The 15,192-nt window shown below is 56.1% G+C and carries 11 protein-coding genes and 1 tRNA gene; 4 read left to right on the top strand and 8 right to left on the bottom strand.

Going from position 1 to position 15,192, the window contains the following annotated elements; translation table 11 throughout:
* The 8 genes from HX851_RS15455 to HX851_RS15420 form a co-directional block, all read right to left on the bottom strand.
* Window positions 1–870, bottom strand: coding sequence for an amidohydrolase family protein (locus HX851_RS15455; protein ID WP_177060834.1), 870 nt, complete (start codon window positions 868–870; stop codon window positions 1–3).
* Between the two features lie 8 nt (window positions 871–878).
* Window positions 879–1,862 (bottom strand): aldo/keto reductase, encoded by a 984-nt coding sequence (locus HX851_RS15450; RefSeq protein WP_177060836.1) that lies wholly within the window; start codon window positions 1,860–1,862, stop codon window positions 879–881.
* 101 nt (window positions 1,863–1,963) lie between these two features.
* Window positions 1,964–3,007, bottom strand: a complete 1,044-nt coding sequence (locus HX851_RS15445) for an ABC transporter substrate-binding protein (protein ID WP_177065861.1) — start codon at window positions 3,005–3,007, stop codon at window positions 1,964–1,966.
* A gap of 168 nt (window positions 3,008–3,175) precedes the next feature.
* Window positions 3,176–3,964 carry an ABC transporter permease gene (locus HX851_RS15440; protein ID WP_177065863.1) on the bottom strand — a complete coding sequence of 263 codons (789 nt, stop codon included), beginning with the start codon at window positions 3,962–3,964 and terminating at the stop codon, window positions 3,176–3,178.
* Between the two features lie 5 nt (window positions 3,965–3,969).
* A complete protein-coding gene (locus HX851_RS15435; RefSeq protein ID WP_218170682.1) occupies window positions 3,970–4,851 on the bottom strand; it encodes an ABC transporter permease in 882 nt (293 codons plus the stop codon).
* A complete protein-coding gene (locus HX851_RS15430; protein ID WP_177065865.1) occupies window positions 4,852–6,021 on the bottom strand; it encodes an ABC transporter ATP-binding protein in 1,170 nt (389 codons plus the stop codon).
* A 291-nt stretch (window positions 6,022–6,312) separates the two neighbouring features.
* Window positions 6,313–6,399, bottom strand: a tRNA-Leu gene (locus tag HX851_RS15425).
* Window positions 6,400–6,668: 269 nt separating this feature from the next.
* Window positions 6,669–7,586 (bottom strand): LysR family transcriptional regulator, encoded by a 918-nt coding sequence (locus HX851_RS15420; RefSeq protein ID WP_177060862.1) that lies wholly within the window; start codon window positions 7,584–7,586, stop codon window positions 6,669–6,671.
* A gap of 106 nt (window positions 7,587–7,692) precedes the next feature.
* Here HX851_RS15420 and nfsB point away from each other — a divergent pair, with 106 nt between their 5' ends.
* The 4 genes from nfsB (at window position 7,693) to HX851_RS15400 (ending at window position 15,174) form a co-directional block, all read left to right on the top strand.
* Window positions 7,693–8,349, top strand: coding sequence for an oxygen-insensitive NAD(P)H nitroreductase (gene nfsB / locus HX851_RS15415; protein WP_177060864.1), 657 nt, complete (start codon window positions 7,693–7,695; stop codon window positions 8,347–8,349).
* A 592-nt stretch (window positions 8,350–8,941) separates the two neighbouring features.
* Window positions 8,942–10,192 carry an iron-containing redox enzyme family protein gene (locus tag HX851_RS15410; protein ID WP_177065872.1) on the top strand — a complete coding sequence of 417 codons (1,251 nt, stop codon included), beginning with the start codon at window positions 8,942–8,944 and terminating at the stop codon, window positions 10,190–10,192.
* A gap of 92 nt (window positions 10,193–10,284) precedes the next feature.
* Window positions 10,285–11,592, top strand: coding sequence for an aminotransferase family protein (locus HX851_RS15405; RefSeq protein WP_177065874.1), 1,308 nt, complete (start codon window positions 10,285–10,287; stop codon window positions 11,590–11,592).
* Between the two features lie 36 nt (window positions 11,593–11,628).
* Window positions 11,629–15,174: an amino acid adenylation domain-containing protein gene (locus HX851_RS15400; RefSeq protein WP_177065876.1), complete on the top strand. Its 3,546-nt coding sequence runs from the start codon at window positions 11,629–11,631 to the stop codon at window positions 15,172–15,174.
* Window positions 15,175–15,192 lie beyond the last annotated feature (18 nt).

Below are 15,192 nucleotides of genomic sequence, written 5' to 3'. Positions count from 1 at the left end.
TTATCCTTTTCTTCCAAAGCCTTGACGCAGGTTATAGGCGGCGATTGCGTTGAGTTGAAAAAAGCGCGAAGCAATCTCGGGGTGCGTTTCGACGAGTCGCTCGGCGATTGCCTTTACCCCGGAGTAGGTGGCCGCCAGGGTGCAAACGGGCCAGTCCGACCCGAATAGAATGCGTTCTGGTCCAAATACCGTCAGTGCGGTACGCGTATACAGGTCGAAGGTGTCTGCCCCACATGAGTTGGTGTCCGCCTCGGTGACCAGGCCGGATACCTTGCACCAGACGTTGTCGTTTTCGGCGAGCAGTTCGAACGCTTCGCGCCAGGCGGGACTGAACCCTTCGGCGATCGGAGGTTTGGCGAGGTGGTCAAGGACGAAACGACCTTGCGGATAGCGCCTTACCAGAAGTGTGGCAGCGGGCAGCTCTCTGCTTCGAACAAGCAGGTCGAAGGTCAATCCGGCGTTGATCACCGCGCCAACGGCTTCCTGTACCGCGGAGCGACACAGCCAGTCGGGATCCGCCTCGTCATGGACGTTATGGCGAATACCAACCAGCTTGTCGCCACCGGTTAGCGCGCGCAAGGCGGCGATCTGCTCCGGCACGTCGCCTGATTCCAGGTTGACCCAGCCGACGACACCGATGACAAAATCATGGGTAGCGGCTATCGCCAGGAGATCCCGGGTCTCTGCCAGATCATGCCGGCATTGCACGATGATCGTGGAGCTGACGCCATTATCGGCTAACAGCGGCTGCAGATCGTCGGGGCCAAAATTGCGGCGCAAAGCGCGCATTTCATCACCCGCCATCCATGGGTAGGACCCGGTGGACAGGTCCCAGAAATGCTGATGGGTATCGATTATCTGATTCGACATGATGTTCGTCACGCCGTTGGAGCATCAGCAGAAATCAGGCCCCTGGCCTTGAGATCCTGCCACAAGGCACCTGGAATCGGCCTGCGGAACAGCTCGGCGTTTTCAACCATTTCCTCGGGGGTTCTGGGCCCCGTGAGCACGCTGGCCACCGCCGGGTGAGCGAGGGGGAACTGTATCGCGGCGGCTTTCAACGGCACACCATGGCTCAGGCAGACCTTCTCCAGCATCAACGCTCGCTCTATCAGTGCGCGGTCCGCGTCCTCGTAATTGAATTTCGCGCCGGCACTCGGATTGGCGAGAATACCGCTGTTATAGACCCCGCCAATAATGATCGAGATATTTTTCTGCACGCAAAGAGGCAACAGCTCCGTGAGGGCACCTTGCTCCAGGAGGGTGTAGCGGCCGGCCAACAGGAAGCAGTCGAAATTGCCATTGCGAGCAAACTCGGCGAGCATCTCGCTTTGATTCATACCCGCACCGACCGCGCCAATAGTGCCGTCGGAGCGCAACCGGTCGAGCGCTTTATAGGCCCCCTCGATGGCCTGCCGATAACTCGCGTCAGGGTCATGGATATGCAATACGTCGATGCGATCGAGGCCCAGTCGGGCCAGGCTCTCTTCCACCGAAGTCATCACGCCGTCATAGCTGAAGTCGAAGACCGGTCGCTCGGGCGGAGTGTCTTTGTAGTAGCCATCCACCACCGGCTTTTCAGGTACCCGCAGGAGACGGCCGACCTTGGTGCACACGACAAATTCATCACGAGGCTGGCTCTTCAAGAAAGCACCCAGGCGGTATTCAGCCATGCCGTTACCGTATTGGGGTGCGGAGTCAAAGAAGCGCACACCGATGTCCCAGGCGGCCTCCAGCGTTTCTTCGGCGCTAGTAGCGCTGGTCGGCGAGTAAAGACCACCGATTGCCGTAGTACCGACCCCCAACCGGCTTACTCGAAGGTCAGTCAGTCCCAGAGGCACGGCCCCAAATATTTCCTTCATGAAATTTTTCCTCTCACGTGCACACTTTCGAATATGCCTTTCATCACAGCAGAAAATAATAATGACCGGCACTTCTTGTTCTTATGGAAGTAGCGATCTCATTACACTGCTGTTGCTTTAATCTCATTCCATAGTTCTATGCGACGACCAAAGTCCTCGGGCGCCTGCAGAAAGACCAGCTTGTCGGAGTAATTCAGACCGATCCTGGTATTGGCATCTTCGTTCGTGGAATTACCATAACCGGTTTTTTCGCTGATATAAGTACCGACATCTTTCTCAAGCATGGCATCGACCCAGGCATGCGCAAGACCGGTATCGCGGGCCTTGGCGCTGATACACCAGCAATCGATCCAGCCGATGGCGCCTTCTTTGGGAATGGTGAGGCTGGCATTGACGTTCCGTTTCTTGAGCATCGCGGCTTGAGGCTCGCCCATGGACATCATCAAGTCGATGCCACCCTGGGCAAAGATACTGACCCCATCGTCGAAACCGGAGTAATAGCTGGCGATATTGGATTTTTGCGCCAACAGCTTCGCCTTGATCAAGCCGAATTGATCATCCGTCAAATTGAACGGATCCTTGATCCCCAACGTCAACGCTGCGGTGACAATAGCGTTGTTGGCATCATCGACCATGATCATCCGCCCTTTGTATTTCTCGTCCCAGAGCACTGCCCAACTATCAGGGGCGACCTTGAATACATCAGCGTTGTAAATCAGCGGTATCGAACCCCAGGCGAAGGGTGCCGCGTAAGTTTTGCCATCAAAGATGATTGCCGAAACATTCTGGAAAGCAGGCATCAGATTCCTGGCGTTCTGCAGCTTGGCCGGGTCGAGTGGCTGGATCAGCTTTTCCTGGGTCAGACGCTTGTAGGAAGAGGTCTCGATGGCGATCACGTCATAATCGGCGCCTTGCGAAGCCGTCATCTTTGCAAAAATCTCATCGACACTGGCTGCATAAGTGACGCTCACAGAAGCGCCTGTTTTTTTCTCGAAGGCCTTCACCCATTGGTCGTCAGCGTAACCTTCCCAGGTCAAGACCCTCAGTTCCTTGCTTGCCGCACTCGCTGAACGCATGAAACCTGGAGTAATTAGCGCACTTGCTGCGACGACTGTGCTCAAAGCCAAAAAGTCACGTCTTTTCATTTCGCCCTCTCTCGATATTTTTTAAGTTATTATGTGCAATATTCCATGAGCGTAATTTCCCGCTCATCCTAAGTTGCTACAACAAGAACGGCAGTCGCGAAGCAATTTCCCAAGGTTTTTCCCACGTCCATTTGTCATGGTTTTATTTCCAGTCTGACGCCCCTCCCCTTATGCCTTGCGCTCAATACTTTGGCGCAGGGATATAGCGCCCAGCGTTGCAAAAACCAGCGTTACACATAGCACCACCGAGACAAGTGCATTGATTTCAGGGGTGAAGCCGGTTCGCATCATTGCCCACAAGCGCATCGGCAGAGTGCTATCTCCCCCGACCAGGAAGAACGTCACCAACGTCTCATCGAAAGAAAGGGCAAAGGCGAGTAAAGAACTGGTCACCAACGCGGAACGAAGCTGAGGAAAGACAATATAGATAAATGTTTCGAAGCCATTCGCGCCAAGGTCAAGCGATCCTTCGATCTGCGAGCTTTCAAGCGTGTCGAGTCTGATCATTATCATCCGGTAGATAACAGCCAGAATCAGCACGACGTGCCCTATGGTGACGGTCACAAGACTACGTTCCAGGCCGACTTCCCGAAAAGCCACCAGCAATGAAATCCCGGTGATAATCGCAGGCAGTACGAACGGCAGGAATATTACAAACTCAATATACTTCTGCCCCTTGCGGGCGCCAGTCTTCATGTAATAGGCGAGCGCCAGCGAAATGATTGTTGCGATCACTACAGCACAGGCGCCGACAAGTAATGAGTTCCCCAGCGAGTCCAGCAACTGAGAGTTCTCAGAAAACTTGCCGTACCACTTCAAGCTGAAATCTGACCAATCGACCTGATGATCTTTAATACTGAAGAACGACAGTGTGACCACAATGGCTGCCGGGGCATAAAGTACGGCAAAAGCGAAAATACCTATAATCCACAGCACAGCAACGGTAATACGTTCCATGGGTGTCATTTTACTCTCCCTGCACGGGAAATCAGGGACGCAAGCCCGATTATGGCGATAACGGCAACAAGCAGCACCACTGCCAGCGCTGCACCGAACGGCCAGTTGAAGGCCATACCGAACTGGCTCCAGATCGCGCGCCCGAAAGTAAACCCCTCGCTCCCACCGACCATTTGTGGCGTAAGGTAATCACCGACGGCAATCACCATCACAAATAGCGCGCCGGCAATCGATCCGGGCAGGCTCAGCGGCAGGATTACGGTCATGAAAGTCTTGCCGGGCTTCGCCCCCAGATCGGCGGCAGCGGCGATCAATGATTGTGGAATACGGTCCAGTGCCAGGAATATCGGCAATATGCCAAATGGCAGATAGATGACCGCCATCGCAATCATCACGGCTGTCTGGTTGAATATAAAAAGCCGGCTGGGTGTATCAATGACGCCCAGAGACAACAGAATCGAGTTCAAAAAACCGTTGTACCCGAGGATACTTCGCATTGCGTAAATCTTTACTACGTAATTCATGACCAATGGCAGCGCACTGAACAAAAGCAGCAGATAACGGGCCGTCCCCTCCAGGCGCCAGATCAGGTACGAAATGATGTAGCCAAACACCAAGGCGACAAAAGCAACGAAGAATGCCAGCTTCAGCGTGCCTAAAAAGACCTTGAGATAACTACCTGCAAAAAAGCCTGCATAGTTGGCCAGGGTCAGGCTTCCGGTAAGGACGCCGCCTTTCTGTTCCAGAAAGCTGTAAGCCAGGAAGGACACCAGCGGGACCAACACCATCACCGTTGGCACACCGTAGATAACCAGCTTCACAATGAACCTGGTGAGCTGTAGCCGCTTCGGGCCGGCGGTTTCCATATTCAGGGTCAGGGCTGTCATCTAGGATTCTCTCGGCACGAAACTGACATCGGATTCCGACCACCGCAGCGAGACCTCTGCGCCAACACCGAGATTGTTCGCCCACAGTGCGGTCGGTATACGGACCTTGATTCGGTGCACCTCCATTGCCCCCAGCGAAAGCGATAACTGCGTAGTCGGTCCAAGGAATGTCACACCTTCAAGCTTCGCCGTGGTGACCCGCTGATCCGGCTTGCACTCGCTGCCATCATGCAGGCTGAAGCTTTCCGGGCGGATTGCCAGTTGAAAATCCTTGCCCTTCGGCCCTGGCGACACGTGTCGGCCCAGCGGGCTTTCAATCATGGATGCCCCCCCTTGGGTATCCGTGGTCGTCGGCAGTAAATTATTTTCCCCGAAGAACTTTGCTACAAACTCACTTTTCGGCCTGTAGTAAATCTCCTTGGGTGTTCCGACTTGAACGAGATTGCCGTGATCCATCACCGCGATGCGATCCGACATCGAGATCGCTTCCTCCTGATCGTGAGTGATGAAGACAAAGGTGGTACGGATTCTGCGTTGCAGATCCTTGAGAAACTCCTGCATCGAACGACGCAGTTCGGCGTCCAGTGCGGCCAGGGGTTCATCGAGCAGGACCACTTGCGGCTCACAGACGATGGCCCTTGCCAGGGCTACGCGTTGCCGCTGGCCTCCGGAGAGTGCCGCAGGGTATCGGTCAGCCTTATCCGCCAGATTCACGGTTTCAAGCACCGCCCTGACTTTCGCCTTGATCTGGTCGGCAGGCATACGTCGAATACGCAGACCGTACCCAACGTTGCTCGCCACGGTCATGTGTGGAAAAAGCGCGTAATCCTGAAAGACCGTATTGAACGGTCTTTTGAATATCGGCAGGCTCACGATGTCGGTGCCGCGCAACAGGATCTGGCCAGAGGTAGGCGCCGTGAACCCGCCAATCATCCGTAGAATGGTGGTTTTACCGGACCCGGACGGGCCAAGAATAGTGAGGAATTCACCATCCTTGATGTCCAGGTCAACGGGCTTCAATACGTTGATACTGCCGTATGACTTGGTTACACCAACGAGACGAATCAAGTCCGATGTGGATGTAGATATGGACGAAACAGGATTAGCTAAAACCGTCATTTTTCTTGTTCTCACCCTGACCTTAGACAAATACCAACTGACTTCAGACACCCTGGTCCAGTCGCCCCGGTCCCACGAAATCGAGCCCGCCGGCGTCGGTGGGATGAGTTGAAAATACTTCACTTCATGCGGGGCGAGTAATGAGAAGTGCGCCCCTGCCGATAACCGTTGGCTATCCCCAGGGGGAGCGGCGTTCCAGCAAGCACTGGCTTGCGGCGGGACCGGGAGCGGGCCCCAGCAGAACGGCCTGGAATTCGACGGAACGCAAAAACGAAAAAACCCGCCAGAAGGCAGGTTTTTGGGGGTTACAGAGAACGCGTAAGTGCTCTGTGGAATGCAAGATGGTGCCCGAAGCCGGGGTCGAACCGGCACGCCCTTACGAGCGGGGGATTTTAAGTCCCATGCGTCTACCAATTTCGCCATTCGGGCGGTAGCGCGGTGAAGCGGTCAACACAACAGCTCCTCGGGAACCGTATGGCCTCATAACCTTTTGATGGTCCTGATGCCTGTGCGACAAGGGGACGAATATATACATCCCCTCCCCTTGAAGCAAGTTTGCCGGCGTCAATTTTCGGCAATCGACCTATTTCGCAAGCTTATGATTTTCAAAGGATTGCGTGTCGCTCCGAGCGAGCCTGCGGAATATCGCGGCGCATGCCGGTTACCATTTGCGCTTTCCCACATCCTCACCGGCATTTTCAAGGCGGCAACACCGGTCCCTTCTGATCCAGTTCGAGGAATTTTCCCTTGAGAAACTGATACAAGGCCTGCACCGACGCCGAGATCTGCCGGCGGTGCGGGCACACCAGTTGGAGCCGGGTATGCTCTCCGTGATAGTCGGGCAGCAGCAGTTCCAGGTTACCCGCCGCGACATCGGCCCGCACCTCCAGCCAGGCCTTGTAGGCAATGCCCTCGCCCGCCACCGCCCAGCGCCGGACCACATCGGCATCATCGCTGAACAGCGTTCCCGTCACCGAGACTTCACGGCGTTGCCCGTCCTTGTAGAACCCCCATTTGTCATAGAAACGTCCCTGCAACACGTAACAAAGACAGCTGTGCTCGGCCAGCTCTTCCAGGCGTTGCGGGCGACCGCGGGCGTCCAGATAAGACGGCGCCGCCACCAGCACCCGACGATTTTCCGCCAGGGGCAAGGCGACAAAACTCGCATCGCTGATCTGTCCGTAGCGCACCGCGACATCCACCGGATCGCGGAACACATCGGAGACCTGGTCAGACACGAACAGCCGCAGGATCAACCGTGGGTGCAGACGGCGAAACTCGATCAGCCAGGGCGATAACAGGTTACGCCCCAGGTCGGAAGAGACCGCCATCTGCAGCGTACCCTGCAATTCCAGGCGCTCGACATGCAGTTGCTCATGCCCTTCGCGCAGGGTGTCCAGCACGCCGCGCGCATAGGGCAGGTAGCGTTCGCCCTCGGCGGTCAGGCGCAGGCTGCGGGTGGAGCGGGCGAACAGGCGGATATCCAGTTCACGCTCCAGGCGCTGGATCGCCGCGCTGACCTGGCCAGGCAACAGGTCGACTTCCCGCGCGGCGTTGGAAAAACTGCCCAGCGCGGCGGAACGCACGAAAAGCGCCAGGTCATCGAATCGAATCATTTTCACACCCAGAGTGAAAGAGCTACCCGATGCTACCTCTTTATCTCCCTGATCGCGAAGATCAAAATCGCCGCCAACGCCTCAGCCCATTCCCCTGGAGAACCTGATGAACCTCGCGCAGATCACCACCCAGCGCTACACCACCAAATCCTTCGATGCCTCGAAAAGCATTCCCCAGGCGACCATCGACGAACTGCTGACCTTGCTGCGCAACGCCCCCTCTTCGGTCAACTCGCAGCCGTCACACTTTATCGTGGCCTCGACCGCCGAGGGCAAGGCCCGCCTGGCCAAGGGTGCCCTGGGCGCTTTCCCCTACAATGAGCCGAAGGTGCTGAACGCCTCCCACGTGATCGTGCTGTGCACCCGCACGGCCATGAGCGACGAGCACCTGGACACGATACTGAAACAGGAAGAACAGGACGGGCGCTTCCCATCCGACACCGCCAGGAGCGGCCAGCAGCAAATCCGCTCGAACTTCGTCAACCTGCACCGCTACGACCAGAAAGACCTGCAACACTGGATGGAAAAACAAACCTACCTGGCCCTTGGCAGCCTGCTGCTCGGTGCCGCTGCGTTGGGCATTGACGCCACGCCGATGGAAGGTTTCGACGCAAAGTCGCTGGACGCCGAACTGAACCTGCACGAACAGGGACTGACCAGTGTGGTTATCGCCTGCCTGGGCTATCGCAGCGACAGCGACTTCAACGCCGCCCTGCCCAAGTCGCGCCTGCCGCAGGACTATCTGTTCACCCACCTGGCTTGAGCACCTGAGCAGTCCTTGACAGGGCCGGACTGCCTGACTCTCGTGAGCAGGCGGTTCGGCCATCCCGATATCATCGCCCGGGAGTTAACAAGGCAACCCTTGCGTTCATTATATTTTACTAACGCCTCCAATGAGGCTCTTGCTACTCCATGAAAATATTGAATTTTTTCTAGCCTCCCGGTTTCAGCCCGCCTAAAAGCAAACTAACCACGAACACAATATCGAACACCAACATTATCTTTTCCACATTGACAGTTACAGCTTTACGACTTTATGATTCGAAACAAGGACACGATACTTTCATGGAATGAAATCAATGCCCCGCCATACCCTTTTGTGCATTTCATCGTTTCATGACTCCCCCATCGCAACGCGATTCAGCAACACTTCCTAGTTGGAACAACCGTACCTGATCCCTCCGCACTGCGGCATCTTATGGATACCTGAAATCTATTCGCATCGACTTCCCGCCGAGATTCAACTCAGCGAATGTCATTACTTGCGGGTGCAATATCTACAATGCCAATTAGCTTGAACCTTGCGCCGGAATACAGCGCAGGAAAAGTTTCGCCTATAAAATGAAAGGACCTCTATGAAGCTTCTGGACAATGCTATCCATCTTTCCTATCCGCTCCCCAATGGGAAAACTGTAAAACTCAATCTTGCAACAGAGGAACTCCTGGGCGCTCGCATGAATAAAAATGTGAAGCGCCTGCTTGGTTGCTACGAACAGGACATGCTATTCCTGAACAAGGAAATCGAAGGAGACATCCAGCAGCATCTCGACGAACGATATGGTCGTGATAAAAGCAAGAAAGCCCTGGATGAGCTGAGAACCCTCGAAGCCGTCGTATTTGCACCGATCAGTTCGCAACTGGATAAAGTCGACTTCTCGGTTTCGGCAGAGCAGTTGAAGTCGTTCTTCGGCATACAGCTGGATGAGGAATTTGGTCGACTCAAGAATGGCGAGTTTGACCCTACGCTTTCCTACATCCTCAACGACCCAAACGGCCAGGCACTGATGAGGAGCCTGTTGACGCAGTTCTCGATCGAGTTCCTCATCGAAGGCGCGCCGATGGGACTTTACGCAACAGGCGCGTTCGGCACCTTGCAGTCTCATTTGCTGCGGGTCTACCAGGACGAGATGGGCAATGGCGTCCCTGAGGACAAACACAGCCATTTGTATGAGAAGACGATGGTGGATCTTGGTCTGAGCGATACACCGGATGCCTACCAGGACCACTTCCTCACCAGCAACATGCTGGTCTCGGCCTATACCTACCAGATCTGCCACGATAAAAGTAAGTTCTTGCGTTACCTGGGCGCATTCTTCCGCAATGAAGCGTGCTTCATTGTATGGCAGAAACAACTGGGTGAATCCGTTCGCGAAATCTACAGCGGAAAAGTCGACTGTCACTACTTCGACGTTCACACTTCGGTCGACCAGGCACATGGTCGCTGGGTTCTTGACAACCTTATATCCCATGCCTTGGATCGCTTTGGTGATGATGCCGCGCCTCATATATTGCGCGGTTTTGTAGAGTTGATGATCTACCAGGATATTTTCGGGCTGGAGCTTGACCATCAGATATTGACAGGCACAACCGCTGACTCCACGGAACTGACAAGCTCGGACCTGAGACTTTCGAATCATGTCGCCTCCGGCCAGACCGAACATCTTTTCTCTGCTCAGGAGCTTCTAATCAATCTTCAGGGCGATGGAAAACTATTCCTTACCGACCCCTTGGCCGCCAGCACTTCGTCAGAACATGGACTGATTCGCCTTCCACCCTTTACTGCGGCCCATATCAAAGCCGGCAACAACGGCGCGCACTACAACTAATAACACGTGGCGCGCAATTGATACGCCATCAATCGCGCGCTCACCGAAACCTGATGACACAAGCGCTTGCATAACAAGCGCAAGGATTCCCCATGCCTGTAGAAAAGTCCCTGTCTGAACACGACAATACCTGGCTGCACTTCTTCCCTTCCGATCAACTTGGCAAGACCGATGCTTTCCCCTCGTCCCTGGTTAAGGCACAAGGCATCTACGTAACGGATTCGCAGGGCCGCCAGTATATGGACGCCATCAGCGGTGCGTACTGTGTGAATGTCGGATATGGTCGTGACTCGATTGTCGATGCCGCCAGCCAGGCAGCCAAGACGCTAGCATTCTGCTCTCCGTTCAGTTTTTCCAACCCCTATTCCACCCAGTTGGCTCAGGCCCTGGCAAACCTGGCGTCCCCCGTCGTCGGAGCCAATGCACGGGTGTTCTTCACCAACAGCGGCTCGGAGGCAGTAGAAACCGCGCTGAAAATTGCCCGGGCCTTTGCCGTCAAGAGTGGTGAAAGCCAGCGCAAATGGCTGGTCTCCCGCGATCATGCCTACCACGGCGTTACGCTGGGCGCGCTGTCGGTCTGCGGTTTTGCATCGTTGAAAGAAGAGTTCGGTCCACTTCTGCCCATGACCGCGACCATTCCTTCGATGCACGACAGCAATGATCCCTTCAATGACCTCCTGAAGGCCACCCCAGGTCGTGGCAAGGATGTCGCAGGCGTACTGCTGGAAACCATCGAAACCAGCAACGGCATGGTGACGCCCGGCACCGAGTATCTTGATGGACTACGCAGGCTGCGCGAGGAGACCGGCGCCCTGTTGATCGTCGATGAAGTCATTACCGGATTCGGACGTATGGGCAGCTGGTTCAGCGCTGAACACTATGGTCTCGAAGCAGACATCATCGTTTGCGCCAAAGGCCTCACAAGTGGATACGACTCCCTCGGGGCTACAATCGTCAGCGAACGTGTCGCTTCTGCCTTCGCCCAGGGCAACGACAGCATGTTCACCCATGGCGCCACCTTCGGTGGTCGTCCAGCCGCAGCCGCGGCCGCACTGGAAAACATCAGGATTCTCGATCACGAGCAACTGCTCGGGAACGCCTCGTCCATGGGTGTCTACCTGAAGGACAGACTGCACGGTTTGTTCGCAGGACATCCAAAGGTCTCCGGTCTCACCGGGACGGGCCTGCTCCAGGCCATCCACCTGAAGTCACCTGACTCCCCGGCTCCCGCCACGACGGAAGAAGTCGCAGTGATTCGCGATCGTTTGTTGAACCATGGCGTGATCACCTCCCTGTACTACACCCGCAACGATCCGACGATCGAGATCGCGCCCCCGCTGTGTATCAATCAGGAACAAATCGATCATCTCTGCCTGGTTATCCAGCAAGCACTGAAATAACTGTCATTGAGCCGAAAACATAAAGGACTATAAGAGATGACATTCGATGAAATCGAACACACAGATTCGGTGCGCGATACACAAGTGCCAGGCGTGGAAAGCGAAAGTTCGACAGTGAGCCAGGCAGCGGTCAGCCTGGAGCGAGCGGACGCCGTGGGTACGACCGGCGCCGAATTCGAGGCCAGCCTGCTCACCGCCTGGCTGGTAGCCGCTTGCTGGTACGCCAACTGGGCGGAAGAAGTGAGCAGCGTTGTCGTCTCTCACGCAGGGCATCTCGACTGCCCGAATGTGGATCCGCTGGCATCGGCAAGCGCACTTCGTGCTGATTGCAGAAAAGCCCTGAACGACATGTCCGGCGCACAGCACGCGCCCTGGCAGGTACGGGCCTGGTCGGACACCGAGCAATGCCAGGGCTTGTTCGGTGCCGCCCAGTTGCAGATGAATGTCCGCGAAGCCTCGGTCGAATTGTTGTTCGACAGGCAGGTGCTTGAAAAAGACCTGGCTCACGAGATCCTCGATGCGCTTCTGGCCATCGCGATGGCTCTTCAGAGTGACAATCATCTCACTCCACAACAGCTTGTGGAGTTCGCAAGACCTGTACAGTCGAACTCCGAGTTGCTGGGCAAACTGCAGGGCGTCGTGGATCAGGATGTGCTGGAGGCATTCGAGAGCCATGCAGGTCGGAACCCTGAAAAAGCAGCCATTTGTGATGCCGGCACAACGATCAGCTACGGACAGTTATCGGCGCAGGCCCGCAAGCTCGCCACAGAGCTGGCACGCGAGGGGGTAACCGCCGGCAGCCGTGTCGCACTACGCCTGCCACGCTCAAGCGGTTTTATCATTGCCGCGCTGGCGTTGCTTTCGCTGGATGCCATCTACATTCCAATAGACCTCGAACTGCCAGTCGAGCGCAGCAAACTGATGCTCGAAGATGCTCGGGCGGGATGGATCATTGAGGGCGATGGGGTAATAACAAGGATTCGCTCGATGGCCGAAACCGAATCCGAAGGCAACTCGGGTTGCGGGTACGTGCTGTTCACCTCTGGCACAACCGGACGCCCCAAGGGAGTGATGGTTTCACGCTCATCGCTTTCGTACTACGCCAGCGTTGCCAGGCACACCTTCAGTCTCACGAGTCATGCCAGGGTCCTGCAATTTGCCACCGTCTCGTTTGACGCCTCCGTTGAGGAAATCTATCCCTGCCTGATGGCCGGCGGAACGTTGATTATCCGTGATTCGGAGGTCGATCTGCGACCCGCCAGGTTTCTGCAGTTCGTGCATGAACAACGCATCACTTTTCTGGACTTGCCCACCGGCTACTGGCGAGAGCTCAGTCTGGCCTGCCTATCGGAGAACCTCCACTTTCCACCCAGCGTCAATCTGGTTGTCATTGGCGGAGAAGCACTCTACAAATCCGATATCCACGCCTGGTTCCGTCTCCCGCCACCTCGTCCACACCTGATCAACTCCTACGGCCCAACCGAGACGACGGTTGTCACAGCCCTCCAGCGCGTGCGACAGCCCTGTTCCGGGGACGAGATAAAAAACGCTATCTCCATCGGTCGCCCCATTGCCGGCAGCAGGATTGTCTTGCTCGACCGGTTTGACCGGCCGGCACCGCTCGGGGGCATGGGGCAGATATGCATATCCAGTCCGGGCGTGGCCACCGGATACCTGAACAGCCCTGAAATGACCGATGAGAAATTCTTCATCCGGGTCGAGAGTGATCGAAGCCAGCATCGCTATTACAAGAGTGGGGATCTGGGGCGCATCGGCGTCGACGGCGCATTGGAGTATCACGGCCGCATGGACAATGTGATGAAACGCCAGGGCTTCAGGATTAGCCTGGGCGAAATCGAGTCGATCGTCCGAACGCTGCCCGAAGTGTCGGATTGCTGTGTGCTCATGACCGACGCAGGTAGTAATGCCAAGCTGCTGTGCGCCGTGCAACTGATGCCTGGTATCGAGGTGACACAAACTGACTTGCGTCACCAGCTGAGCCTGGATCTTCCGTCCTATATGGTTCCGAACAGCTTTGTCCTGCTCGACGAAATGCCGCGCACTCTTGCTGGAAAGATCGATTACAACAGGGTGCGGGCTCTCGCGACCGCCATTGCCAAGACAAGGGAGAACGGCGATCTCGACCCACAACCAGAGAGCGAACTCATGGCAGGCATACGCTCGATACTGGGCGCACGCGAACTGAACTGGGATGCCAGCCTGGCGGAGAATGGCGCCGACTCACTGGAGATCGTGCGATTGGCTGTCTTTCTGGAACGGCACAGCGGTCGGGAATGGCCGGTATCGACGCTGTACCATTGTGCGAGCCTGCGCACGATTCTCACCGACGCCGGTAAATCGGTACACGTACAACACAGGGCCCGACACTTCCGCGACTGGCGCGATGCGGAACTCGATCGGCTCAAGGGGTTGCTCCGGGTCGGCACGCCCCCTTCCACTCGTATCGCAGAAGGCATTCTTGTGACAGGTGCTACGGGGCTGCTCGGACGCCATGTGGTCAAGGACCTGCTGAAAAGAACGCTACGTCCAATCCACTGCCTGGTTCGCAGTTCGACCGCTGAAAGCCCCGAAGCCCTTCGTCGAAAACTGATGCAAACGCTGAACGTGTGCCATGAAGAGCGGCAAAGACTGCATGTCATCGTGGGCGACCTGAACCGCGACCAACTGGGGCTGGACGAGGATTGTCTGCACGCATTGCAACACAGCGTCGCCGATATCGTGCATTGCGCCGCCGATACCCATATGTTGTCACCCTATTCGAAGCTGATGACGACCAACGTCCTCGGAAGCCTGAACCTCATCAACCTGGCTCTTGCAAGCGGCGCCGGCTTCCACTTTGCCTCATCTCTTGCCTTGTTTGACACCAAACCGCGTCTCGCGCACCTATCCCCCAGCACCAAAATGGCGGAAGTGGATAGCGTGACCTCCGGTTATCTGCAAAGCAAATGGATGATCGAAATGTTGCTGGAGCAGCTCCGGGCTGAGGGCCTCAAGGCAACGATCTATCGCTGTGGTCGCCTGTGGGGCAGTACCACGAACGTGGGTGAAGCCAGCAATGACTATGTCTTCCAGTTCTTGAGTGTCTGCCAGAGAATCGGACAATTTCCGATCATGCCCATGCAGTTGGAAGTCTGCCCGGCGGATCGCATCGCGGGCCAGATTGCCTCCCGCGTAGTAAACCCGGCGAGCCTCCCCTCGACGGCCACAAGCACCTATCATCTATGCTCCAGCAAAAGCTACACGATGGACGAAATCCATCAAGCCATGCGTCAGCAGGTGAAAGACCTGGTCCTGGTGAACTCGGCAACATGGCTGGCAACGCTGAACGCTCACATTCTGGCGTACCCGCAGGATGTCCCGGCGCTGAGAGTGTTCGCTGTCGTGAAGTCGCTGTCGCTTTCCGACTGCATGGATGACCTTACGATCACTGAAGCGATCGCCTCACATGAATGCTGGGGGCAAGAAAAATCTCCAGGCCTCACGCCGGAGCAGATGGCCTATACCGTGATGGCTGGATCAGTTCCCCCATCCTTACAGGCTCAAACCGTCGCGCATGGATGATGCCGAACCGCGAGTTTC

This window comes from Pseudomonas gingeri, assembly GCF_013385635.1.
In the GTDB taxonomy this organism is placed as follows: Bacteria; Pseudomonadota; Gammaproteobacteria; order Pseudomonadales; family Pseudomonadaceae; genus Aquipseudomonas; species Aquipseudomonas gingeri_A.
Note: the sequence above shows the minus strand (reverse complement) of the source record. Positions and strands in the feature narration are given on the sequence as shown.

What these genes read in the sequence shown, in the direction of transcription:
- HX851_RS15435 (WP_218170682.1), bottom strand. Translation starts at nt 4,851, where the DNA reads ATGACAGCCCTGACCCTGAATATGGAAACCGCCGGCCCGAAGCGGCTA.
- HX851_RS15405 (WP_177065874.1), top strand. Translation starts at nt 10,285, where the DNA reads ATGCCTGTAGAAAAGTCCCTGTCTGAACACGACAATACCTGGCTGCAC.
- HX851_RS15455 (WP_177060834.1), bottom strand. Translation starts at nt 870, where the DNA reads ATGTCGAATCAGATAATCGATACCCATCAGCATTTCTGGGACCTGTCC.
- HX851_RS15445 (WP_177065861.1), bottom strand. Translation starts at nt 3,007, where the DNA reads ATGAAAAGACGTGACTTTTTGGCTTTGAGCACAGTCGTCGCAGCAAGT.
- HX851_RS15400 (WP_177065876.1), top strand. Translation starts at nt 11,629, where the DNA reads ATGACATTCGATGAAATCGAACACACAGATTCGGTGCGCGATACACAA.
- HX851_RS15440 (WP_177065863.1), bottom strand. Translation starts at nt 3,964, where the DNA reads ATGGAACGTATTACCGTTGCTGTGCTGTGGATTATAGGTATTTTCGCT.
- nfsB (WP_177060864.1), top strand. Translation starts at nt 7,693, where the DNA reads ATGAACCTCGCGCAGATCACCACCCAGCGCTACACCACCAAATCCTTC.
- HX851_RS15420 (WP_177060862.1), bottom strand. Translation starts at nt 7,586, where the DNA reads ATGATTCGATTCGATGACCTGGCGCTTTTCGTGCGTTCCGCCGCGCTG.
- HX851_RS15410 (WP_177065872.1), top strand. Translation starts at nt 8,942, where the DNA reads ATGAAGCTTCTGGACAATGCTATCCATCTTTCCTATCCGCTCCCCAAT.
- HX851_RS15450 (WP_177060836.1), bottom strand. Translation starts at nt 1,862, where the DNA reads ATGAAGGAAATATTTGGGGCCGTGCCTCTGGGACTGACTGACCTTCGA.